Raw genomic sequence first — 22614 nt, 5'->3', positions numbered from 1 at the left:
GGGGCGTCGGATGATCAGAACGGTGTCTCGTCGAGGCATGTTGGCCGGCTCGGTCGCGGCATTGGCTGCGCCGTCGTTCATCAGGAGCGCGCAGGCTCAGGCAAAGAAGATTGTCTTCAGCGGTTGGGGCGGTAGCAATCAGGACATCCTCCGTCAGGTGTTCTTCGATCCGTTCACCAAGGAAACAGGCATCATCGTCGAAGAGCTGACCTGGGGCGGCCAGGGGCTGGCGCGCCTCAAGGCCCAGGCGGATGCCAAGCGCGTGGAAGTCGATTTGCTCGACGGTCCGCCCTTCTGGGCGACGATCGGCAAGAAGAACGGGCTGCTGCAGCCGATCTCGGCCCGCATGAGCGATGTACAGAAGCATATCCCGGGTGCAATCGACGAGATGGGCTACGGATACGGCACGGTGTCCTGGGGTCTCGCCTATCTCAAGGACAGCTATCCCGACGGCGGCCCGACAACCTGGGCCGATTTCTGGGACGCCAACAAGTTCAAGGGCCGCCGCGCATTCTTCGGCGCACTGGTTGCCCGCCATATCGAATACGCACTGATGGCCGACGGTGTCGCCGCCGGCGCCGTAAATCCGCTGGACGACGCCAAGGTCGAGAAGGCGTTCGCGAAACTCGAAAAGGTCAAGCCGATCACCAACGTCTGGTGGCAATCGAGTTCGCAGATGGAATCGCTGTTCCAGAACGGCGAGATCGATGCCGGCGAATGCCTGTCGGGTCGCGCACACTACATGCAGTCGCAGAATCTCAAGCTGGAATTCGTCTACAACGAAGCCGTGATGAACCTCCTGACCCTGGTGCTCGCGAACAACGCGCCGAACAAGGACAGCGCGAACCTTTTCATAGAGTTCTGCTCGCTGCCGGATCGGCAGGCCGCCTATGCGCGCGCCTATTATTCGGGTCCGACGAATCTGCAGGCGTTCGAGCACATCAAGGACGACCAGCTTGCGAAAAAGCTGTCGACGTATCCCGACCACCTAAGCAAGCAGGTTCAGCTCGACGGCGCCTGGTGGGCCAACAATCTGGACAAGCTGACGCCCCGGTGGAACAAACTTGTTTCCGGATGATGTGAGCCGGACGCCCGAGTGCAAGATGCCATCAGCGGACAACGTCAGCGCAGACGGCGCGGGACTGGAAGTTAAAGCGGTCGTGAAACGCTTCGGCCCGTTCACGGCCGTCGATGGCGTGTCGTTCAGCGTCCGGCGGGGCGAGCTCGTTTCGCTGCTGGGGCCAAGCGGCTGCGGCAAGACGACCATTTTGCGGATGCTCGGCGGGCTTGAATATCCGGATGGTGGTGCCATCATCCTGGGCGGCAACAGCATCGAGCACCTGCCGCCGTATCGGCGCAACATCGGTTTCGTGTTCCAGCGCTATGCTCTTTTTCCGCACATGACCGTTGCGGGAAACATCGCGTATCCGCTGGCAAAACGCGGCGTCGCCCGCAATGAGCGGCTGGAGCGCGTCGACCGTGCGCTCGATCTGGTTGGCCTGTCGGGTTTTGCGGATCGTAACCCGACGACGCTCAGCGGCGGCCAGCAGCAGCGCGTGGCACTCGCCAGAGCCATCGTGTTCGAGCCGCAGGTTCTGCTGCTCGACGAGCCGCTGGGTGCGCTGGACAAGCAATTACGCGATCGCATGCAGTTCGAGGTGCGCCGGATTCAGCGAACGCTCGGCATCACGACGATTTTCGTAACCCATGATCAGATCGAGGCCATGGCGATTTCCGATCGCATCGCCATCATGAAGCAGGGACGCATCGAACAGTTCGGAACGGCGTCGGAGTTGTACGCAAGGCCCGCCACGGAATTCGTCGCGAGTTTCATCGGCGAATCCAACCTTCTGAATTGCGATGTCAGCAACACGGCCGAAGGACCGATTGCGAAGCTGGCCAACGGCTTTGCCGTTCGCGCCGCGTCGGCGGAGGTTTCAGGTCCCGCCCGCCTGCTGCTCAGGCCCGAATGCGTCGAGATCTCGTCGTCGGCGGCGGATGTCAGCAACGACAACAGCGCGCAGGCCCGGGTCGAGGAAGTCGTCTATCTCGGCGAATCCACGCGCGTCGTGGTCAATCTCTCGGGCGTGAGGTTGATGGTCCGCGTGACCAACAATCATCTGCAGCGAGTCGATCTAAGGCCGGGTGGAGACGTCAGGCTGAACTGGAGGGCATCGGACACGCTCATCCTCCCTCGGGAGTCCGGCCTGGCCGCGCAACCGGGAGAAGCGGTAACTTGAAACGGGGGCAAGATCTTCGGCGATTGAGTATTTTCCTTATCGGCCCAGCCTTGCTCGCCGTCGGGCTCCTGTTCCTCTTGCCCCTCGCCCGGCTGTTCGCGATCAGCCTCGACGCGCCGAATCTGTCGCTGTCGAACTATGGCGCTGCGCTCGGGTCGTCCGGGTTCCTATCGGTGATCGCCGTGACGCTGCGCGTCACTTTGGTGGTGACGCTGGCATGCGCAGTTCTTGGCTTTCCGATCGCCTATCTGATGGCGCGCACCACGGGGGCGACGAAGGCGGTGATCGGCCTGCTCGTGGTGCTGCCGTTCTGGACCAGTCTTCTAGTCCGCAACTATGCATGGATCTACCTTCTGCAGCGGCGAGGCGCCGTGAACAACGCCCTCATGTCGCTCGGCATCATCGATCAGCCGCTCGATCTCATCTACAACGAGTTCGCGGTCGCCTTTGCGATGACCAATGCGCTGCTGCCCTTCATGGTCTTCCCCATCTATGTCGCGCTTCAGGACCAGGACGGCTCGCATTTGGAAGCGGCAGCGTCTCTGGGCGCCCCTCCGACACGCGCATTCTTCGACGTGACGCTGCCCCTGGCCTTTCAGGGCATCGTTGCCGGCAGTTTGATCGTCTTCGCGACTGGGGTCGGTTTCTATGTTACGCCGGCGCTTCTGGGCGGCGGCAAGGTGCTGCTCGCCGCCACATTTATCACGCGAGAAATCGAAGTGACGTTGAACTGGCCGCTGGCGGCGTCCGCGGCCGTCATCCTATTCTTCTTCGTGCTGATGATCATTCTGGCCTATGCCAGGGTTGTCGGACTTGGCCGCCTATCGGGTGTGAAATGAACGCTCGGCGCTCGGCAATCGATCGAACCATGTTCGCGCTCGGCTTGTTCGGGCTGGTCTTCCTGATCCTGCCGGTGCTGATGCTGTTCCCGCTGTCTCTCGAACCGGGAAGCTCCCTGCGGTTTCCCCCGTCCGGATTCAGCATGCGCTGGTATCAGGCCTATCTGTCGAACCGGGCGTGGCTTGACTCGACGATACGCAGTCTGGAGATCGCCGCGTATTCGAGCCTGATCGCGACGATTCTGGGTTGCGGCGCCGCGATTGCGCTCTCGCGCGAGCACATGCGCGGGCTCGCGGTTTTCTCCTTCGTGCTTATCAGCCCGATGCTGATTCCTCATATCGTTCTTGCGATTGCGATGTATTCCGTCTTCGCAAGTCTCGGGCTCGCGGGCTCCAAGCTCGGCCTTGTGCTGGCTCATGCAGTCCTTGGGCTGCCGTTTGTCATCCTCAACGTCGCATCGGCGCTGCGCAATATTCCGGCCGATACGGAGAACGGCGCCATGAGCCTCGGCGGCTCGCCCGTTCAGGTGCTTTGGGATGTCACGCTGCCGCTGGTGTGGCGCGGCCTGTTCGCGGGTGCAATCTTCGCATTTGTCGTGTCGTTCGATGAAGTCGTCGTCGCGATGTTCCTGAGCAGCGCAACCTCGTCGACGCTTCCGAAACGGATGTTGGACGGGATCTTCTTCGATCTGTCGCCGATGCTGGCGGCCGTATCCGTCTGCCTCGTCGTCTTCAACGTGGCGCTTGCCTCGATTGCCATCGTTCTGACGCGGGCAACGCCATCCACGCGGTCTCACTGAGGGCGGTCACGGCCGCCGGAACGAAGCAGACGCTCGTGCGACGATAGCCAACAGCCGGAGGTGCGAACATGAAGAACAAGTTCATCGAGATGGCGGCCGTGCACCGGCTGCTGAAGCGGGAAGGGCTCAATGAAGGCATCGACAATCATGTGTCCCTCGGATTGGGCGACGGCACCTTCCTGCTGACGCCCGACAACATCTGCTGGGAAATGGTGTCGGCGAGCGACATCGTCAGGGTCGGACAGGACGGCACGGTCGTCGAAGGCCGCATGGCGGTGGACGAGATCACGTTCGAAATTCACCGCGCGGTTCAGGCGGTGAAAGGTTATCAGGTCTGCGTCATTCATTCGCATATGCCCTACACGCTGGCGATCGCGTGCACGATGGACGCCGTACTGGAGCCGATTTCGCAGAACGCGTTGCGATTTCACGGCCGCATCGCCTACGAGGATGAGTATGGCGGTCTCGGCTTCGCAGAGGAGGCGCAGCGTATCGCGTCCAAGCTCAAGCACGCGGACATCCTGATTTCGCGCAACCACGGGGTTTTCGTCAGCGGCCGGTCCATCGCGGAGGCGTATGAGCTGACATACTATCTGGAGCGGGCCGCTCAGGTGCAGGTGCTGGCCTGCAGCTTGAACCGGAAACTGCAGAGGATCCCGGACAATATCGCCGCAGCCACCGCTGCGGATTTCGCGGGCCCCGCAAGCCGAGCCGACGCCCTGTTCACCGCGTCGATGAGGCTCCTCGATCGGGAGGCGCCGGACTACAAGTTGTAAGGCCGCGGCGGCGGCGTCAGCCGGCCTGCTTGCGGAACGTGTCCTTGACCGCAATCCTGCCGTCGCGGATCAGGAAGACGTCGCAACCTCTCACCTCGACGCGCGTGCCGTCGGCGCGCGTGCCGGTGAAGCGCCATTCGGTCACGGCGCGATCGCTGCTGACGATGTGCTTCGCGTCATGCCAGGCGGCGTCAGGGTAGGTTTGCCAAATCGCTTCATATGCTTCTCGCAGCGAGGCTGTGCCGCGCGCCTCGGCGCCGTGAGGCGCGGGGCCGGCCGCCGCCCAGAACACGGCATCGTCGGTCATGCAGGCGAGCAGTGCATCGACATCGTGCGCGTTCCACGCCGCAGTGAAGCGATCCAGGAGCTGGTGAACTGAACTCATTCTCGGCCTCGGCGAGGTTCTGAAGCTGACACTGCAGATGATGCATACCGGTTGACTTCGGGCGGTTCAAATGAAATCTCGATACTCGAAAATGTATTCTTAAAAATGCGACGATGGCGGGAGGTACAGTGTCTCCCGGAAGCATCCTCTGACGTTCCGACATCGATGGCGCCTACGGCGCGGGTGTGCTGCTCGGCAAACATTCTCTATCACCTGACGCAACACGGCTCGAAAGACATCATCCTGCTGGAGTGGGATGACATGACGCCGGCTCGACATGGTACGCGGCGAGTCAGGTCGGCCAGATCTCTATGATCGGCCGCTGACGCCATCGGGGTGCTGGTCACCGAAGGGCAGGTGTTTGTGACGGAGAGCGGCAAGCGCCCGCGGTCGCGGCGTGCGCTTTCCGGAATTCCGGTGCTGACGTCCCGAACTGCTGGATACGCCCCGTTCGCGTCAGCGGCCCGCGGCCTTCGTGGGGCGACCGGCCCTCTTCTGCGGACGGGCCGCAAGCTTCTGGTGGGCGTTCAGAACCCGAGACAGGGCCTTCGCCGTTTCCTTCAGGCGTACGATTACCTCGTCCAGCGAATGTTCGCGCTGCATGCGTTCTTTCAGGCCGACGATGCCAACGCTGTACATCACGCCGATGCCCTCGATCTCAATTGGGCAGGCAACCGCGTAGACGTCGGCATCATATTCAGAGTCATGAACGGCGTGTCCGCGCTTTCGAACATCCTTAAGTGCCTTCAGGATGTCCTCCTTGCGTGTCATTGTTGTCGCTTGGTATTTCTCCGCTTTCTGCTGCAACGCCTTTTGGATGACCTCGCTGGGCTGGAATGCAAAGATGGCCTTGCCCGTTGCCGTGGCATGTAGTGGGAACTCGTGTCCCGGATAAACGAGAGAGCGATCGGCGGGCTCGGGGAGAACGCTATGCACAAGTTCGATGCGTTGACCGACGAGACGAGCAACGAACGCGATTTCCTTGATATCCTGGACAAGCTCGCGAAGGCTCGGAGTGAGGACGGCTTCAAGTGTCGGTGCGTCCAGGGTGAAATGCAGCAAACGGCGGACCCGCGATCCGAGGCGGTACACGCGCCGGGTTCGGTCTATCTCGAGATAATCGATACCGACCAGGCTGGTCGAAACGCGGTGAACGGTCGACGACGGAAGGCCGACAATCTCCGCGATCTCGGTAAGTGTCGCGCCGTTCGGAAACATGGCAACCGCATCAACGATGCTGGCAGCCCTGCGAAGCGGAGCAGAGCCGGTCGATTCGGAGATAGATTTTTCGGACATCTGATGGCTCGGTATTCCTCGGCGTCAGCACGGATTCGTACCGAACGTCCAGTTTGAGTACTGCATTGTTCCCGGTGCCAATCAATGCGCGACCACGCTCGCATCAGGGCTAAATCATGAATCGTTAAGCTGCAAGGACGGCTTGCGGACGGTGGGGTTCGAGAGGGCCTTGGGGCGCTTGCGCTTGAGCGAGCTCCTGGAAGATCCGCGCCGGGGCATGTTGAGCACGGCGCGGTGAAGCGTGGCGAGGGGGCCGGCCGAATGGCCTTTGCGAGCACGGCCCTGGTCTTCTCGGAGCGCTACGTCGAGATCCTGTGCAAATTGCTTCGCGCGTTTGCATCGCCTCGTCGATAGGAGTTCATATTCCAAAAAATGGACCAAACATCCATTTTTCGGATTGAACGAGCTCGTAAGTCGTGGTTATTTGGCTGCGACGATGCCTGTATAGTCGCTCTTGAAACGATTTGCTGCGGTGTCCTCGCTCATCAGTTTTGACATCCCATCCATGCGGGTGTGTCTTTCGCGCAAGTCTTTGCATGCATGCGTAACGTCGGAGACCGGAGGCCATGGCGCAGCCGAACATTATAGTCATCTGTTCAGACGAACACACAAGATCCGCACTCGGCTGCTACGGCTCGGAAATCATTAAATCGCCGAATCTCGACGCGCTGGCACGGCGCGGCACACGGTTCGAGCGCGCCTACAGCACATCGCCGCTTTGCGTGCCGAGCCGGGCAAGCCTTGCGACCGGGAAGCTAGTGCACGAAATCGGCAGCTGGGACAACGGGCATCCATATCATGGCGTGCCGCCGGGATGGGCTCATGCGTTGCGAAGTGCGGGTTGGCACGTCACCTCGATAGGCAAGAATCACTACCGCAGCATTAACGACGATAACGGCTTCACCGAAGAACTCCTGCCGATGCATGTGCGCGACGGAATCGGCGATCTTTTCGGCATGTTGCGCAAGGAAGGCGCGCAATATCCCACCGAGCGCGTTGCCGGTTCAAACGTGGGGACCGTCATTCGCGGACCTGCCGTAATGGCCGAGGCGGCAGGTGCTGGCGAAAGCAATCACACAGAGTATGACCGGCTCATTACCGACGAAGCCTGCAAATGGCTTCACAGCCCCGAACGCCGGTCCGGCAAGCCGTGGGCGTTGTATGTCAGCTTCGTTTCTCCGCATTTTCCGCTGATGGCGCCGGAGGAATTCTATCGCCTCTATGATGAGGAGAAGGTGCCGCTGCCGGTGGATTATGATGCAGCCGCGCGATCGGTTCATCCGGTTGTTCAGGCGATGATGAAGATGTGGAATTACGATGACTTCTTCGATCCGGCGAAGCTGCGGCGCGCCATCTGCGGATACTACGGGCTGATCAGCTTCCTTGATCATAACATGGGGCGAATACTCGACGCCGCCAAGGCGACCGGAAATCTCGACGACATGCATGTGATCTATCTAAGCGATCACGGTGAGATGCTGGGCCGCAAGGGCATTTGGAGCACTTCCGCGATGTTCGAGCCCTCCATCGGAGTGCCCTACATCGTTGCCGGCCCGCTTGTTCCGGCGGGGCGCGTCGTGAATACGGAAGTCAGCCATATTGATTTCGCGCCGACGATGCTGCATCTTGCCGGCCTGCCAGCCAATAGAGGACTTAGCGGCTGCTCGCTGATCTATATCGCCAGCAATCCCGACGCTGAACGAACCGCGTTCTCCGAGTATCACGCCGGCGCTTCGATCACCGGCTGCTTTGCAATCCGCCGCGGACGGTGGAAGTATACCGAGTATGTCGGTTTCTCGCCGGAACTCTACGATCTCGAAACGGACCCGAACGAATCGACTAACCTGGCCGGAAAGGCGAGTTTCGCGGATGCCGAGAAGGCATGCCGGGGATGGCTTCGCGAAATTGTGGATCCCGAGGCCGTCACGGAGGCCGCGTTTGCGGACCAGGCGGAGACCATCAGGCGTTTCGGCGGCGTCGAGAAGGTGATCGCACGCGGACACCCTGGCGAGCACGCTCTTGATCGCAAGTTGGGCTTCGAGTGAGAAGGGTCGGGGTGACCTTTCGGCTCAAAGCGCTCATTCGGATTTGTGCTGACGTGCTCCCCACTTCCGGCCAGGGATAAGTTTGGTCTGTTGATTTCCATTGAGAGTTGACCCGGTAGGCTCGGATTTTTCCATCGAGAAGTGACCGATGTTTTCACCACGTCTCACACGGCACACGCAGAGGACAGCGGAGTGATCGACATGGAGTTTATTAAGCGTCATCAGGCGTTGGCATCATCGGGATCATTGCTCGATCCGAGAGATATCCCGCCGCACCGGCCTCCCGAGGAACACCGTGCGCAAGTACCTGCGGGCGGACAGCGTCGAACCCCGGTTGCACGTCCCCGACCGGCCAGCAAGCTCGATCCCTATGCCGACAAGCATCGCCGCAGCCGTCATCATCTGGCTTTGAGATCATTGAGTCCTGAGCCTAGTGGTGCTGCCTAGCGTTGGAAGGACATTCGTCCTCGCGTCTTATTGGAGTTCTTGCCACGTCACGACGTGTTCGGGCGGCATTCTGATCTATAGCCGCATGGGAACACCGTCCTCCGCCGTTGCGATTGTGGCCGGTATAAAGAATTAAACGTGCGTCGGCCGCCCAGGGATCTAATCTGTTCGTGAATGGCGAGAAACTGTGCTTAGATACTCTTGGCGAGCTGAGGACCCGATGCTATTTAGGAAGCTGGGGCGATGCGGCAGCTTGGGGGTGCGTATGATTTCGATTTTCGACACTTTCTCGGTCGGTCGGCCGCTGACGCGGCGCGCTCTGCTGCTCGGCACGGCGGCCTGGCTGATCATTCCCGGCCATGCGGTAGCGCAGTCGGTGCCCTACACCTTCGGCATCTGGCGACAGTGGCTAGGCGGCACCGGCAATCCGGGTGGCGGCACCGAGGCGATCACCTCCAACAATTCCGCTGCCTTCATGCTCAGTCCAAAAGGGCTGACGAACGGGGCCGGCATCTGGGCGAATAATGCAGGCGGCGACGGATCGTCCGGCGGGGCCGGCGGCTCTTCCGGCGGCCTGACCTTCATCAACACTGGCCCGATCGACATCACGGCGACTGGCACGCTCGGCTTTGCCGGCATCCAGGTCCTGTCCAACGGCGGCAACGGGGGGTCGGGCGGGCCAGGCCACGGGGGCGGCGCGGGCGGTGCCGGCGGCGGCGCCTGGCTGACGAACTCATCGTCCGTCTCGCTCGACTGGACATGGCAGAATGTCGGAAGCGCCAACACCGGGGTCTATGGCATCCAAGCCCAGGCCCAAGGCGGCAACGGCAACTGGAACCATGACTCTCCCGGTGGCGCCGGGGGCGACAGCGGACTCGTCTTCGTCGATCATAGCGGCAGCGTGAACCTGACGGTGGCCGGCACGCCTCCGTCCTCGCAAGGGCTGGGAACCGGCGCCGGCATTTTAGCGGCGGCGTACGGCGGCGACGGAGGCTACGGACCGTACGGCAGCAACAACGGCAACAAGCCCGGCGGCAACGGCGGCGCCGTTAACGGCGTGGGCGTCCAGCTGAGCGGGAACGCGAGCGTCCAAACGATCGGCGACCAGTTGCCCGGCGTCCTCGTCTATGGTGTGGGAGGCGACGGCGAGTACAGCGGCTGCCAATACGGCCAGGATTGCAGCGAAAGCCAGTCGGGACCGCACAACGATGGCGGCAGCGGCGGTGATGTCGTGCTGCCGCAGGACGCGGTGTCGATCGCGACGTCGAACGCAGCGATCACCATTGCGACGGCCGGCACGAGTTCTCCGGGGGTGGCGGCCGTGCTGCAGGCCGGCGCCGGCGGCGCGGGCGGATCGCAGACCAACTTCGATCACGCGGACGGAGGTGCCGGCGGGAATGGCGGCAACGTCCAATCGACGGTCAACATCAATTTCGTCGGCACCGCCAGCGCGCCTGTCAACGTGAGCACGACAGGCAGCAGCTCCCCGGGAATCTACGTGGCCAGTCTTGCCGGCAACGGTGGCAATGCCGGCGGCGCTAAGGGGACGATCGGAAGCGCGTTCGGCGGCGTGGGCGGCAATGGCGGCTACTCGAGCGGGGTGACCCTCGCACTCGCCGGCACGACCATTTCAACGGTAGGCACGAACTCACCGGGCATCGTCGTGCGATCAGAGGGCGGCATCGGTGGCATCGGCGGCTTCGGCGCAGCGGGTATCGGGGCAGCCGGCGGCAACAATGGGGGCAACGGCGGCAATGCGGGCAATCTATCGATCTGGCTCGACGGAGCCTCGTCGATCAGCACGCAGGGCTCCGGCTCCTACGGCATCGTCGGGCAGAGTTTCAGCGGCGCCGGCGGCAACGGCAACGGCGAGACCGGTGATGCGGGCAGCGGCGGCAACGGCGGAAGCGGCGGCACTGCCGGCAATGTGGAGGTGAGCGCCAACGGCAGCATCAGCACGAGCGGCGCACAAGCCAGCGGCATCCTTGCGCAATCCATGGCGGGCGCCGGCGGCAGTGGCGGCAGCTCCTTTGGCGTCTTTCACGGCAGTGGCGGCACCGGCGCCTCGGCCGGCAGCGTTGGCTCGATCATGATCGCCAACACCGGCGCCATCAGCACGAGCGGCGACGGCGCCAAGGGTATCCTCGCGCAATCGATCGGCGGCAGCGGCGGGGTCGGCGGTCAGGCCAACGGCGTGATTTATACGGTTGGCGGCAGTGCGAGCAGCGATCCCTTCCAGATTGCCGGCAACAGCGTCACCATCGACCTGTCGGCCACCAACATCGTGAGGACGAGCGGCACCTCCGCCTTCGGCATGCTGGGCCAATCAATCGGCGGCGGCGGTGGCGACGCCGGCAGCGCAGCCGGCCTCGGTGTCACGGTGGGCGGCACCGGCGGCGCCGGCGGTGGCGGCGGAGCGGTGCTGGCCACGCTCGGCGGTCAGACAGCGGTGGCGACGACCGGCAACTTTGCGGCGGGGGTCGTGATGCAGTCGATCGGCGGTGGCGGCGGCAACGCCGGCAACGCCAGCAGCACGGGGCTGTTCGCCTCGGTCGCCCTCGGCGGCACCGGCGGCGCCGGCGGTGCCGGCGGGGCGGCGACGATCACCTCCAACGGGGCGACGATCACGACGGCAGGGTCGAAATCGCCCGGCCTGCTGGTGCAGTCGATCGGCGGTGGCGGCGGCACCGGCGGCAATGCGCTCGCCGGCTCGATCGGGGCGGGTTTCTCAGCCTCGGTGGCGGTCGGCGGCTCGGCCGGCAGTGGCAACAGCGGCGGCACGGCATCCGCCACCGTGGTGGGCGGGCTCATTTCAACCGGCCAGAATGACTTCCTCGTCAACGGCGGCACCGTGACCAACGGGATCTGCGGAACGGTGCAATGCAATGCGCTGCCGATCGACAGCTTCGGCGTCGTGGTGCAGTCGATCGGCGGCGGCGGGGGCCTGGGCGGCACGGCAACGGCGGAGTCCGTGGCCATCGCCGTGCCGTATAGCCCAAGCGGAAACCAGGTCGGGCTGGCGGCGTCGGCCGCCCTCGGCGGCAACGGTGGCAGCGGCGGCGCGGGCGGCACCGCGCAGTTCGGCCTGTCGAGCGGCGGCTCCATCGTCACCAGCGGCCAGGGCTCCACGGCCGTGCTGGTGCAGTCGATCGGCGGCGGCGGCGGGGCCGGCGGTGATTCGTCGGCCTCGGCCGTGGTGGTCGGCTATGGGCAGACGGTGCCGGAGGGGGCCCAGTCGCTGGGCGTCACGCGGACCTTCACGATGGGCGGTTCGGGCGGCAGCAGCAACGGCGGCGGCACCGTGCTGGTGGCGGTCGGCGGCACCATCGTCAACGGCGCGCCGCAGCAGGACGCGGCCGGCAGTGCGCCGACCTCGATCACCACCTACGGCGATTTCTCGAACGGCATCACGGCCCATTCCATCGGCGGCGGCGGCGGCAATGCGGGTACCGGCAGCGGCAACACGCAGTCCGTCGGCACCGGCTCCACCATCTCGTCCAATATCGGACTGGGCTCGATGGGCGGGGGCGGCGGCGCGGGTGGCGACGTCACTGTCTCCCTGTTTGCCGGCAACGGCATCACCACCTTCGGCTCCGGGTCGATCGGCATCGCGGCCCAGTCGATCGGCGGTGGCGGCGGCATCTCGCAGGGCGGGTCGGTGAACGTCGGCAAGACCTTCTCGATCGGCACCGTCAACTACGAGCCCGACTTCAAGGAGTCGTTCGGCACCACGAGCGGCGGCGGCGGCGACGGTGGCACGGCCAACGTCAACGTTGCCGCTCCGATCGTCACCCATGGCGGCGATGCCACCGGCGTGGTGGCGCAATCGATCGGCGGCGGCGGTGGCATCGGCGGCTCGTCCGGCGCGGACGCCTCAGCGGACAACCCCATCATTCGGGTGCTGGAGGCCCGTCAAGGCATCAGCAACGTCAAGAGCTTCCTCGAGAAGGGCAAGGTCGCGGTGGAGACCACTCTCTCCATTGCGATGGGCGGCACGGGCGGCGGCGGCGGCCAGGGCGGCCTCGTGAATGTGAACCTCTATGACGCGATTACGACGTCAGGCGATTGGGCGAACGGCGTCATCGCGCATTCGATCGGCGGCGGCGGCGGCAAAGGTGGCACGGCCACGGCAACCGGCACGGGTGGAGAGCCGGAGACCACCGTCAATATCGACCACGCCATCGGCGGGCAGGGCGGACAGGGCGGCAATGGCGGCACTGTTTACGTCAATCTGAACGAGGGCGCCGCCATCACCACAGCCGGCTATGTCGCGGCCGGCATCATCGCCCAAAGCATCGGCGCCGGCGGCGGCGTCGGTGCCGACGGCTCCGACAACGCGACCGGGACGATCTCGCTGGGTGCGTCTACGAGCGGCGGCGGGGGTGTCGGCGGCAACGGCGGCTATGTACAGCTCCAGTACACCAACACCAATGGCAGCAGCATCGCCACCACGGGCACGGCCGCCGACGGCGTCGTGCTCCAGTCGATCGGTGGCGGCGGCGGCGTCGGGGGTGCCGGCAGCAGCCTCTTCGCCTCAACTTTCACGTCTCCGGGCAAGACGCTGACCTTGTCGGCCGGCGGCGGCCGGAGCGCGAGCGGTGATGGCGGAACCGTCAACCTGCAGGCTGCTCCCAACTCCACCAACAATCCGCTCAACATTTCGACGTCGGGCGACTACGCCTTCGGCGTGCTGGGGCAGTCGATCGGCGGTGGCGGCGGCCTCATCACCGCACAGCCGAGCGCCCAGACGGTGACGACGACGATCGGCGGCGACGCCTCCGGCGGCTCCGGCGGCGCCGTCAACATCGTCGGCAACAACCTCAACATCACGACGACGGGCGTCGCGGCGCACGGCATCGTGGCGCAGTCGATCGGCGGCGGCGGTGGTGTCATTCGCGTGGCGTATCCCACCACCGGCTCGCCCTCCCTGTCCACCAATTGGCCAGGTCCGCGGTCGCAAGCCGGCTCCGGCAATGGCGGCGCCGTGACGGTCTACGTCGACACCGGCGGAAGCGTGAATGTCAGCGGCGCTGGCGCGGTGGGCGTGCTCGCACAGAGCATCGGCGGCGGCGGCGGGCTGACGCTAGACGGCAACGGAACGTTCGCCGGCAGCTCGTCCACCGGGAGCGGCGGCGCCGGCGGCCCCGTCGTCGTCAACGTTTTGGGCGCAACGGTTACGGCCAGCGGTCCCCAGGGCATTGGCATCTTCGCGCAGAGCACCGGCCCTGGTGGGGGAGCCGGCAGCACAGTGTCAGTCCAGTACGTCCTCACCTCCGCCCCCGGCTTTTTTGCCAGTACCGTGACAGGCGGCGTCGGTACGCAGGCGACACCTGATCAACCGGGCGCGAGCGCCATTCAGATCGACGGTCCCGGCGCGAGCATGGTCTCCATTGATATCACCAGCGAGGTCACTTCGGGGCTGGGAGCAAGCGGTACGGCCATCGTGGCAACTGGCGGGGGGTCGATAGACGTGCAGAACTTGGGAGGCGTCATCACCGGAAGCGTCTATGCGGGTGGTTCGGGACAAGTCCAAATTGGGCCGTCGGCAACCTTCAATGCCGGGCCGGCGGTCGTGGCCGGCCTCGTCGAGAACAGCGGCCTCGTCAATGTCGGCGGCGGCGGCGCGGTGGGCGCAACGACGCTCACCGGCAACTATAGGCAGCTATCGTCCGGCACCCTCGGTGTGGATATCGACGCCCTGTCGGCCCGCCGGGCGGACCTGCTGACCGTCACGGGCAATGCCGACATCCAGGGGGCCATCGTCCCCACCGCGACGCGCCTGCTGCCGGGCACCTACCCGGTGCTGAGCGCCGGTTCGCTCAACGCGGGTGCCGTCGCGCCGTCCTCGCTGCTGTTCGACTGGAACACGAGCAACGACGGCAAGACGCTGTCGCTGACACCGAACGCGCGCTTCGCGCCGAGTGGCTTGGCCCTGTCGCGTAGCGAGGGCTCCTTGGCAGGCTATCTTAACGGCGCCTGGGGCAACTCCGATGCGTTCTTCGCGCCCTTCTTCGGCTATCTCTCGCAGATGGGCAGCGGCAGCGGCAGCTCCTACATCTCGGCTCTCCGCTCGCTCTCCCCGGAGGCGGCGCAGTCGCAGGCCACCGCTCTGCTCGCCAATGCCGGCACGGTGCTGGGCGCGGCGCTGAGCTGCCCGGTGTTCGTCACCGCCGGCACGCAACTCGGCGAGGACGAGTGCGCCTGGGCAAAGGTCACCGCCGGCTGGGCCAACCAGGGGCAGACCAGGGACACCCAGGGTTATCGCGTCTCCGACGTGATGTACCGGCTGGGTGGCCAGAAGGAGCTGGCGCCAGGCTGGTATCTGGGCGGCTCGTTCGGCGCCGGCCAGAGCTGGTCGTCGGCCAGCAACGGCTCCAGTGGCCACGGCTTCTCCGTCGACGGCAGCGTCTCGCTGAAGCACGTGGCGGGCCCGTGGCTGCTGGCCGGCTCGCTGGCCGCGGCCTATGGCAGCTTCGACAACAGCCGCTTCGTCTTCCTGCCGGGCTTCGGCTCAGGCACGGGCGTTTTCGACAGCGACAGCAGCATGACCTTCGTCGCCGGCCGGATGCGGGCCGGCTACGAGTTCGCCTTCCCTCGCTGGTACATCCGGCCCCAGATCGACCTCGACCTGGTCTACGCCAACGCGCCTAGCTACCGGGAGCGGGGCTTCGCGAGCTACGCCCTCGACGTGCAGGGCAGCATTCACACGAGCGTCATCGTGTCGCCGACAGTGGAGATCGGCGGCCGCTTCACCCTCGACGACGCCATCCTGCGGCCGTTCCTGAGCGCCGGGCTGAGCTTCAACTCCAACGACTCGCGGGTGGTGAAATCGCGGGTCGTGGGGGCTGGATTGGAGAATGGCACCTTCCAGACCTACCTGAACTCGCCCGCCGTCCTGGGCAACGTCTCGGCCGGCCTCACCTTCTACGCGGCGAACGGCGTCGAGGCGAAGGCCGAGTACACTTTGTCGGCCGGTGACTCGTTCCTGGCGCAACAGGGCAGCCTGCGCTTCGCCTATCATTTTTGAGCGGGATAGCGAGGCGGCGTAGCAGTCGACGCGGCTACACGTTGCAACCGGCCTCATGCGGCCGGCAGGGCGGTTACAAGGGGTGCCAAGCCACGCGGGGGGCTCTTCGAACAGCTTGGGCTGGCGCATGTCACGCTCCGAACCTCAAGCGAAGCATCCTCAACAGCCTCTAAAGGCTGTTATACCTTCAATCCGCCGTTGAGACCGCGTCGGAATGTCTGCTTTCGGGTAGTCACCTCGATACCCTGAATGACCGACATGGGGCGCGAAGCTGACTAGGCAAATTTTGCCACACGGGGGCTTCGCCGGACGGTCCGGTTATGAGATGTTCCCGGTGAGCTGCCGTTCTGGGCCATGCCTCAGTCAAAGTCTGCCAAGTCATCGATGCTGACCAAGGCCCGCAGCGCCATCACCTCATGAAAGGAAGACTACAACCACTAAAGAGTATCCTCGGAGCTCGGCAACATGCCACCGGCCGAGCTCGCAATGAAATTTACACCGGAAAACAAGCCGCATGAGGTCAGAAATGGAACCCAGCACTCTCCCTAAAACCAGAGGAGGGTAGGGCCTCAAGTTAAATGATATAGATCAGCGGCAGCCGAGCTGCCGGCGCCCCCAGGTCATCGGGCACGAGCACAACTGTCTTTCGATGCCTCTCCTCGAACGACGGCGCTACAGAATCCTGGATAATTCGGCAGTGATCCGTTCCGCCGTTTGACGCACCAACCTGGCGCAGAGTTCGTGACGTCGCGCGTCGTGCCGGTATACGGGCATACTGACGCTTATCGCTCCGACCGGTTCCCGCTGACGATTGAAGATCGGGCTGCCGAGACAACGAATATCCGGCTCGTTCTCCTCGTCATCAAATGCAAACCCCTGCTCGCGCGTCCGCTTCAGTTCCGCGAGCAGCGCCTCGGGCGTCGTTAGCGTCTTGGCGGTGTGGCGCTTTAACTCCAACCCCTTGATAACTTCCAGCAACCGCTCGTCCGGCAGGCCAGACAGCCACGCCTTGCCCACGGATGTGGAGTGAAGTTCAACCTGGCCGCCAATGCTCGTCTTCATCTGAACTGTGCTGGAGCCGACCAACTTGTCTATGTAGACCATCTGGTTGTTGCTGGGCACCGCAAGGTGCACGACCTCATCCGTTGCGTCGCGGAGCGATACCAGAAAATCCCTTGCGATCGTCCGCAGGTCGGAATCCTCCCAGGTCTTGGCAGCGAGCTGGAGAAGGCGCGGCCCAAGGCGAAACGTTCCGCTCTCCCCGGACTGCGTGATGAGTCCCTCGGCGATCAGCGCCGACACGAGTCGGTAGACCGTCCCCCGCGGGAAACGCGCACGCTTGGTCAGTTGGGCAATGTCCAGTGTCCCGGGGGAATCCGCGATGATCTGGAGCACCGTCATGAACTTCGAGAACGAAGCCGCTCCCTGCACGGGTTTGGGAGCCCTCACATCTGCTTCGTCCTGGAGGTCACTCAGGCTCATGGCATAACTCCCCGGAAGCTTGACAACGGAACATGGCGGCACTACACCTTCGTGGGCAAATTGTCCATATTGTAGTCAGTGTTCCGGAATTCGGTTCTAGTCGTATGATCGGGGAGGGTCAACGGCAAGTTCACGTGCACCGAAAGTGAACGCATCGGGCAGTCCGACCTTCGGCGAGAGGGCGCGGGAATTGCTGCTGGGAGGATAAGCAATGACAAAAAAAGGGTACTGGGTTGCTATGGTCGATATTGCAGACCAGGAGGGCTACAAAGAATACATTGCCTTGAACAAGGCCGCTTTCGACAAATACGGCGCGACCTTTGTCGTTCGCGCCGGAAAACACCAGGTCATGGAAGGGCCAGACGCGAACCGCGTGGCTGTGATCGAGTTCAAGGACTACGAGACTGCCCTCGCCTGCTACAACTCCCCTGAGTATCGGAAGGCCATCGAGGCACGCTCCAAGTACGCCAAGGCACATCTGACCGTGGTGGAAGGCGTCTGACGCCGGAAGCAAGGTTTGAACCTTCCTGTAGTGGTGGTTGGAGGGAACGTTGCTTCTGCCGCTGTGCGCTGTTCGGCCGGAGTAGCAGCACAGGGCTTGATCACGCGATGGGGCCTTTCGGGCCCGACCGGCATGCGGGGGCGCCATGCTCGCCTTCTCCGTAGCCTCGTCAGAGTGCGGCGAGGACGTCGCATGGGCGCACAACCTTCTGGGGGGAACTATGCCCGCACCGTTGCAGTGGCTTTTCAAGGCTTTTGACGTCTTCGTCGTCATCGGCATGGCCGTCATCAGCCTCTTGATCTTTACAAACGTCGTGCTGCGCTACGGTTTCAGCTCAGGCATTCCGTTTGCCGTCGAAGTCTCCCGTGTGGTCCTCGTCTGGGTCATCTTTATGGGATCCGTGGTGGCCCTGGCCAAGGGCGCGCATCTCGGCGTCGACTCGTTAGTCGTCCGTTTGCCTCGCGGGGCACGCTTCGTCTGCTTTCTTGCCTCATACGGCCTGATGCTTTGGTGCTGCTGGCTCCTGGCAAAGGGCAGCTGGTCGCTCACCCTCATCGAGTGGGGCAACGTTCAGGCACTATCGGGAATTCCCGTCGGCGCCATCTACGCCGCGGGGTTCGCCGCCGCCATCCTGATGGCTCTGGTTCTCCTTGTTGATCTGTGGCGCTCGCTGCGCGGCCTCCTGCCAGCCCCTTGGTCGGGAGTAGAGCACGTCGAGCTGCCACCGGTCGTGTCCCCGGCGCTAAATTCCGAGAAAACACCGTGAGCGGATTGGTATTCATCGCTTCTCTCCTCGGTGCGATGGGCATCGGGGTCCCCATTGCCTTCGCCCTGATGCTGTCGGGCGTTGCGATGATGCTGCTCATGGGAAATCTGGATGCGCAGATCCTGGCACAACGGCTGGTCAATGGCGCAGACAGCTATCCGCTGATGGCGATCCCGTTCTTTCTTATTGCGGGCGAGCTCATGAACGCAGGCGGCCTCTCCCGCCGGATCGTGAACGTGGCCTTGGCGCTCGTCGGTCATATACGTGGCGGCCTCGGTTACGTGGTCATCGGCACGGGCCTGGTGCTTGCCAGCGTCTCCGGGTCGGCAATCGCGGATACGGCGACGCTAGCCGTCATGCTGGTCCCCCTTATGCGGGATGCGGGCTATCACATGGGTCGAGCCTCGGGCTTGATGGCGGCGACGGGCATCATCGCCCCTGTGATCCCGCCGTCTGTCGGGTTCATCCTTCTGGGCGTCACCGCAAATATTTCCATCGTCGGCCTATTCTTCGCCGGAATCATACCGGGGCTTTTGATGGGGGTGAGCCTCATGATCGCCTGGCGGTTCCTCTCCAAAAAGGAAACGGCGTCGGTCCGGCTCAAACTCCCGCGCAGGGACCTCCCGAAAACCATCATGACCGCCGGTTGGGCGTTGATGATGCCGGTGATTATCCTGGCCGGACTGCGGTTCGGTCTCTTCACTCCTACGGAGGCCGGCGTCGTTGCCGCCGCCTATGCACTGTTCGTGGGGGTGTTTGTTTATCGAGAGCTGACACCGCGGCTACTCTATGACGCGCTGCTGGCCTCCGGGCGCCTGACGGCAGTGATCATGCTTCTGGTGGCAGCCTCTATGATCTCCGGCTTCATGCTGACGATCTCCAATATGCCCGCCCAGCTTGTCAGCCTCCTCGGTCCATTCATCGACTCGCCGATCCTGCTGATGGGTATGATGGTTGTGGCCGTCTTCGTCGTCGGCACGGCGCTCGATTTCGCACCCTGCATCACAATTCTGGTGCCTATCCTCTTTCCGATCGTCAAGGCGGCGGGGATTGACCCGGTTTATTTCGGGGTCATCTTCATGATGGTCAATGCGGTCGGCCTTATCACGCCTCCTGTTGGAACGGTGCTCAACACAGTGTGTGGAATCAGCGGGGTTTCAATGGAGGCGGCTACGAAGGGTGCCATGCCCTACCTCGTGGCTCAGATGGTACTCATTGTGCTGCTGGTTCTGTTTCCGGCTCTGGTGACCGTACCAGCATCTTGGTTGCACTGAGCTCAAACCATCGAGGAGTTGCTCTAAATATTCGACGACGGCTTCTCCACCCATGCGACACAGGGCCTCGACGAGGCCGATAGCGGGGGCGCCTTACGCGAAAGGAAATGCAACCGCTGGAGCAGGTCAAATGCGCGTGCTGGTAGGCGAAGGCGCTCGGCGAGGCGACCTTGCCGCCGGCATTCGATAGCCAGACAAAGAAGCTTCCGGTTGGGGGTACGCCGACTGGTCGGCATTCGTTCAGCCTTCAGAACTCGCTTGGCCGGCGCGGCGTCCCTCCATCACGGGCGGCAGCTTGAACAGGAGCCTGACCTGAGAATCCGCGATTCAATCGGCTCGAATCCGCGTCAATCGCCGCTGGAGGAAAGTTCAGTGGCAGGTCCGGGAATGAGGGAGGCAACCGATCTCGGCAAGTGTGCCAGGGAACCTGGCACTCCCTGTGAGATATGCCTGGGGCGTCAGAGCCCCCCGGACACCGTGATCAGGGTGCCTGTCATGAACCCGGAGCCAGGAGACGCAAGCCACAGGGCCGCGCGCGCGATGTCTTCGGGCTCTGCGATGCGGCCCATGGGGGTTGCCGCCGCAATCCTGGCTGGCCGCTCGGGGTTTCCGCCTTGGGTGTGTATCCGCGTGTTGGTGGTCCCGACACGTATGGCGTTCACGCGAATGCCCTCCGATGCCAACTCTTTGCCCGCACCGAAGGAGATGGATTCGACCGCACCCTTGCTCGCGGCATAGTGGACGTACTCGTTGGGGCTACCAAGGTAGGCCGCGAGGGACGACATATTCACGATCGTCCCGCCCTTCCCGCCCCGACGGGTCGACATGCGTTTCACGGCCTCCTGGATACAATACATGACGCTGAATACGTTCACCCTGAAGGTTCTCTCCAGGGTTGCAGGCTGCAGATCCTCGATTCTGCAGGCATTGCCGATGATCCCCGCATTGTTGACCAGGCAGGTCACCCGCCCGAGCGCATCGTCGCATGCGCTGAACAGGGCCTGGATGTCCTCGATTTTCCCCACGTCTGCCTGCACCGCGATGGCGCGGGCGCCTGCGGCCCTGCAGTCCTCAACGACCGTCGATGCAGCCGCGGCGTCCGAGAGATAGTTTATGCAGATATCGTAGCCGTCAGCGGCGAACAGCCGAGCCGTCGCGGCGCCGATGCCGTGGCTTGCGCCCGTTACGATTACAATCGGTCTCAAGGACTTGCCTCCCCGCTTCCTGTCTGAAGGCGTTCCCGGCCTAGAGCATTTTCGAGCGAAGTGGACACCGGTTCGCGTGAAGAAAATGCATATAAACAAAGACCTAGAGCATTTCCGGTGAACCGAAGTTCACCGGAAATGCTCTAGAAGACGGACTCAAGTATCGAGGCGTAGTCTTCCTTGGTCAGCGGGCGTGGATTGGTGGGGTGGCTGTGATCTGCGAGGGCCCGCTCACATACCCAATCGATGACATGCCGGGGCACACCCAATTCGGACAATCTCGGCGTGATGCCCAGACGGCGGTTCAACGCGTCCAGCGCGTCTGCGAGCGTTATCTGGTCAAGTCCTGCCAGGCTCTCGAGGTGGCCTACTTTTTCAGCCACGGCCTCGACTTTCACATTCCACCGGAGGACGGGCGGCATCAGGATGGCGTTGAGCGTCCCATGATGGAGTTGCGCCTCCTTCAGACCACCCAGGGCGTGGCTGAGCGCATGGACGGCTCCAAGCCCCTTCTGGAACGTCATGCCCCCTTCGAGGGCACCCATCATGAGATCGCTCCGCGCTTGCGCGTTCGAGCCATCCGCGTAGGCGACGGGCAAAGCCTTCCAGATGCGTTTGAAGCCGTCGACGGCAATTGCCTCGGCAGGCGGATTGTAGCGGGGAGAAAGGTAGGTCTCGATGCAATGGGACAGCGCGTCGAGTCCTGTCGAGGCCGTCAATGCCGGAGGAAGCCCCAACGTCAACTCCGGGTCACAGACCGCCCTGCGAGGGATCAGATAGGGGCTGATGAACCCCAGCTTCCGGCCATTGTTCAGCGTGATCAATGCGGCGCGCCCCACCTCGGATCCCGTACCCGCGGTTGTCGGGACAGCCACGAGCGGCGCCACCGCGCCTGTGATGCGCGCCACGCCGCCCAGGATCGCCGCATAGCGCTCGAGTTCGCCGTCGTGCGTGGCGAGCAGCGCAACACCCTTGGCGAGATCAATCGGAGAGCCCCCGCCAATCGCCACCACCCCGTCGCAACCGCTTTGTCTGTATAGCTCCAGACCGGCCGCAACTGCGCTCTCGGTCGGGTTGGAGGGGACGTCCAGGAAAGTCGGCGCGGTGTTCAGAAACGCGAAAGCACGGCGCTGGAGCAGGCCAGCGGCCCGGACTCCGTGATCGCTGATTACCAGGGGGTTCGACACTCCGAGTTCGCGCAAAGTTTCCGCTAACGACTCGGCCGCCCCAAGCCCGAAACTAATGTTTGTAAGATAAGTTATGGTATTCACGCCGCGAGTATTCACGCTGCCGCTCTCCTCGATATACCGCCCCCCAATGCACCGCCGCAGCCACCGGGTGGCACTCGGCACGCTTTGAGGAGCCGTGCAAAAACGTGACGCCCTCGCCACTTGCGTCCATATTGTGGACATATTGCCCAAGTGTCGATCGGAACTCTTCAGATGTCAAGCGTGGCGTTTCGCAGGCCCGCTGCGGCGGCCATTGACAGCAGCGTTATAACCTTAGCATCAATGTGGGCATAATGACTAC

15 protein-coding genes and 1 pseudogene are annotated in these 22614 nt (G+C 63.4%); 11 read left to right on the top strand and 5 right to left on the bottom strand.

Features of this window, described 5'->3' with window-relative positions; translation table 11 throughout:
* The first annotated feature begins 10 nt into the window (after positions 1 to 10).
* The 5 genes from ACFQU1_RS11230 (at position 11) to ACFQU1_RS11210 (ending at position 4655) form a co-directional block, all read left to right on the top strand.
* On the top strand, positions 11 to 1078 hold the full coding sequence (locus tag ACFQU1_RS11230) for an ABC transporter substrate-binding protein (protein ID WP_378132430.1): 1068 nt from the start codon (positions 11 to 13) through the stop codon (positions 1076 to 1078).
* A gap of 25 nt (positions 1079 to 1103) precedes the next feature.
* Complete coding sequence (locus ACFQU1_RS11225) at positions 1104 to 2240, top strand: ABC transporter ATP-binding protein (RefSeq protein ID WP_378132428.1); 1137 nt, start codon at positions 1104 to 1106, stop codon at positions 2238 to 2240.
* Between the two features lie 23 nt (positions 2241 to 2263).
* The gene (locus ACFQU1_RS11220) at positions 2264 to 3079 is read left to right on the top strand and encodes an ABC transporter permease (RefSeq protein ID WP_378132426.1); all 816 of its coding nucleotides are present in this window, start codon (positions 2264 to 2266) and stop codon (positions 3077 to 3079) included.
* A 29-nt stretch (positions 3080 to 3108) separates the two neighbouring features.
* Positions 3109 to 3879, top strand: coding sequence for an ABC transporter permease (locus ACFQU1_RS11215; RefSeq protein ID WP_378132424.1), 771 nt, complete (start codon positions 3109 to 3111; stop codon positions 3877 to 3879).
* A 68-nt stretch (positions 3880 to 3947) separates the two neighbouring features.
* The gene (locus ACFQU1_RS11210; RefSeq protein WP_378132423.1) at positions 3948 to 4655 is read left to right on the top strand and encodes a class II aldolase/adducin family protein; all 708 of its coding nucleotides are present in this window, start codon (positions 3948 to 3950) and stop codon (positions 4653 to 4655) included.
* Between the two features lie 16 nt (positions 4656 to 4671).
* On the opposite strand, the gene ACFQU1_RS11205 is transcribed toward ACFQU1_RS11210, so the two are convergent.
* Both ACFQU1_RS11205 and ACFQU1_RS11200 read right to left on the bottom strand, forming a co-directional pair.
* Positions 4672 to 5040: a nuclear transport factor 2 family protein gene (locus ACFQU1_RS11205; protein WP_378132422.1), complete on the bottom strand. Its 369-nt coding sequence runs from the start codon at positions 5038 to 5040 to the stop codon at positions 4672 to 4674.
* Between the two features lie 456 nt (positions 5041 to 5496).
* The gene (locus ACFQU1_RS11200; protein WP_378132420.1) at positions 5497 to 6336 is read right to left on the bottom strand and encodes an IclR family transcriptional regulator; all 840 of its coding nucleotides are present in this window, start codon (positions 6334 to 6336) and stop codon (positions 5497 to 5499) included.
* Between the two features lie 566 nt (positions 6337 to 6902).
* Here ACFQU1_RS11200 and ACFQU1_RS11195 point away from each other — a divergent pair.
* From ACFQU1_RS11195 to ACFQU1_RS11185, 3 genes and pseudogenes are all read left to right on the top strand, one after another.
* Positions 6903 to 8381 carry a sulfatase-like hydrolase/transferase gene (locus ACFQU1_RS11195; RefSeq protein ID WP_378132418.1) on the top strand — a complete coding sequence of 493 codons (1479 nt, stop codon included), beginning with the start codon at positions 6903 to 6905 and terminating at the stop codon, positions 8379 to 8381.
* A 220-nt stretch (positions 8382 to 8601) separates the two neighbouring features.
* Positions 8602 to 8762, top strand: a pseudogene (locus tag ACFQU1_RS11190) (helix-turn-helix domain-containing protein); the annotation flags it as partial.
* 331 nt (positions 8763 to 9093) lie between these two features.
* A complete protein-coding gene (locus ACFQU1_RS11185; RefSeq protein WP_378132416.1) occupies positions 9094 to 15855 on the top strand; it encodes a hypothetical protein in 6762 nt (2253 codons plus the stop codon).
* A 672-nt stretch (positions 15856 to 16527) separates the two neighbouring features.
* Here ACFQU1_RS11185 and ACFQU1_RS11180 read toward each other — a convergent pair.
* Positions 16528 to 17337 (bottom strand): IclR family transcriptional regulator, encoded by an 810-nt coding sequence (locus ACFQU1_RS11180; RefSeq protein WP_378132414.1) that lies wholly within the window; start codon positions 17335 to 17337, stop codon positions 16528 to 16530.
* 211 nt (positions 17338 to 17548) lie between these two features.
* On the opposite strand from ACFQU1_RS11180, the gene ACFQU1_RS11175 reads away from it, so the two are divergent.
* The 3 genes from ACFQU1_RS11175 (at position 17549) to ACFQU1_RS11165 (ending at position 19879) form a co-directional block, all read left to right on the top strand.
* Positions 17549 to 17839, top strand: coding sequence for a DUF1330 domain-containing protein (locus tag ACFQU1_RS11175; RefSeq protein WP_378132412.1), 291 nt, complete (start codon positions 17549 to 17551; stop codon positions 17837 to 17839).
* A gap of 220 nt (positions 17840 to 18059) precedes the next feature.
* Positions 18060 to 18605 carry a TRAP transporter small permease gene (locus ACFQU1_RS11170; protein ID WP_378132410.1) on the top strand — a complete coding sequence of 182 codons (546 nt, stop codon included), beginning with the start codon at positions 18060 to 18062 and terminating at the stop codon, positions 18603 to 18605.
* Positions 18602 to 19879 carry a TRAP transporter large permease gene (locus ACFQU1_RS11165; RefSeq protein ID WP_378132408.1) on the top strand — a complete coding sequence of 426 codons (1278 nt, stop codon included), beginning with the start codon at positions 18602 to 18604 and terminating at the stop codon, positions 19877 to 19879. The genes ACFQU1_RS11170 and ACFQU1_RS11165 overlap by 4 nt, the downstream gene beginning before the upstream one ends.
* A 458-nt stretch (positions 19880 to 20337) precedes the next feature.
* Here ACFQU1_RS11165 and ACFQU1_RS11160 read toward each other — a convergent pair whose 3' ends face one another.
* Both ACFQU1_RS11160 and ACFQU1_RS11155 read right to left on the bottom strand, forming a co-directional pair.
* Positions 20338 to 21084 carry an SDR family oxidoreductase gene (locus ACFQU1_RS11160; RefSeq protein ID WP_378132406.1) on the bottom strand — a complete coding sequence of 249 codons (747 nt, stop codon included), beginning with the start codon at positions 21082 to 21084 and terminating at the stop codon, positions 20338 to 20340.
* A gap of 143 nt (positions 21085 to 21227) precedes the next feature.
* The gene (locus ACFQU1_RS11155; RefSeq protein ID WP_378134014.1) at positions 21228 to 22355 is read right to left on the bottom strand and encodes an iron-containing alcohol dehydrogenase; all 1128 of its coding nucleotides are present in this window, start codon (positions 22353 to 22355) and stop codon (positions 21228 to 21230) included.
* Positions 22356 to 22614: the final 259 nt, after the last annotated feature.

This window comes from Chelatococcus sp. GCM10030263 (assembly GCF_042666455.1).
Lineage (GTDB): Bacteria > Pseudomonadota > Alphaproteobacteria > Rhizobiales > Beijerinckiaceae > Chelatococcus.
Note: the sequence above shows the minus strand (reverse complement) of the source record. Positions and strands in the feature narration are given on the sequence as shown.

Bases quoted from the DNA above. Each gene is read 5' to 3' on its own strand.
- ACFQU1_RS11230 (WP_378132430.1), top strand. From the start codon at position 11: ATGATCAGAACGGTGTCTCGTCGAGGCATGTTGGCCGGCTCGGTCGCG.
- ACFQU1_RS11225 (WP_378132428.1), top strand. From the start codon at position 1,104: ATGCCATCAGCGGACAACGTCAGCGCAGACGGCGCGGGACTGGAAGTT.
- ACFQU1_RS11215 (WP_378132424.1), top strand. From the start codon at position 3,109: ATGTTCGCGCTCGGCTTGTTCGGGCTGGTCTTCCTGATCCTGCCGGTG.
- ACFQU1_RS11210 (WP_378132423.1), top strand. From the start codon at position 3,948: ATGAAGAACAAGTTCATCGAGATGGCGGCCGTGCACCGGCTGCTGAAG.
- ACFQU1_RS11205 (WP_378132422.1), bottom strand. From the start codon at position 5,040: ATGAGTTCAGTTCACCAGCTCCTGGATCGCTTCACTGCGGCGTGGAAC.
- ACFQU1_RS11200 (WP_378132420.1), bottom strand. From the start codon at position 6,336: ATGTCCGAAAAATCTATCTCCGAATCGACCGGCTCTGCTCCGCTTCGC.
- ACFQU1_RS11195 (WP_378132418.1), top strand. From the start codon at position 6,903: ATGGCGCAGCCGAACATTATAGTCATCTGTTCAGACGAACACACAAGA.
- ACFQU1_RS11185 (WP_378132416.1), top strand. From the start codon at position 9,094: ATGATTTCGATTTTCGACACTTTCTCGGTCGGTCGGCCGCTGACGCGG.
- ACFQU1_RS11180 (WP_378132414.1), bottom strand. From the start codon at position 17,337: ATGAGCCTGAGTGACCTCCAGGACGAAGCAGATGTGAGGGCTCCCAAA.
- ACFQU1_RS11175 (WP_378132412.1), top strand. From the start codon at position 17,549: ATGACAAAAAAAGGGTACTGGGTTGCTATGGTCGATATTGCAGACCAG.
- ACFQU1_RS11170 (WP_378132410.1), top strand. From the start codon at position 18,060: ATGCCCGCACCGTTGCAGTGGCTTTTCAAGGCTTTTGACGTCTTCGTC.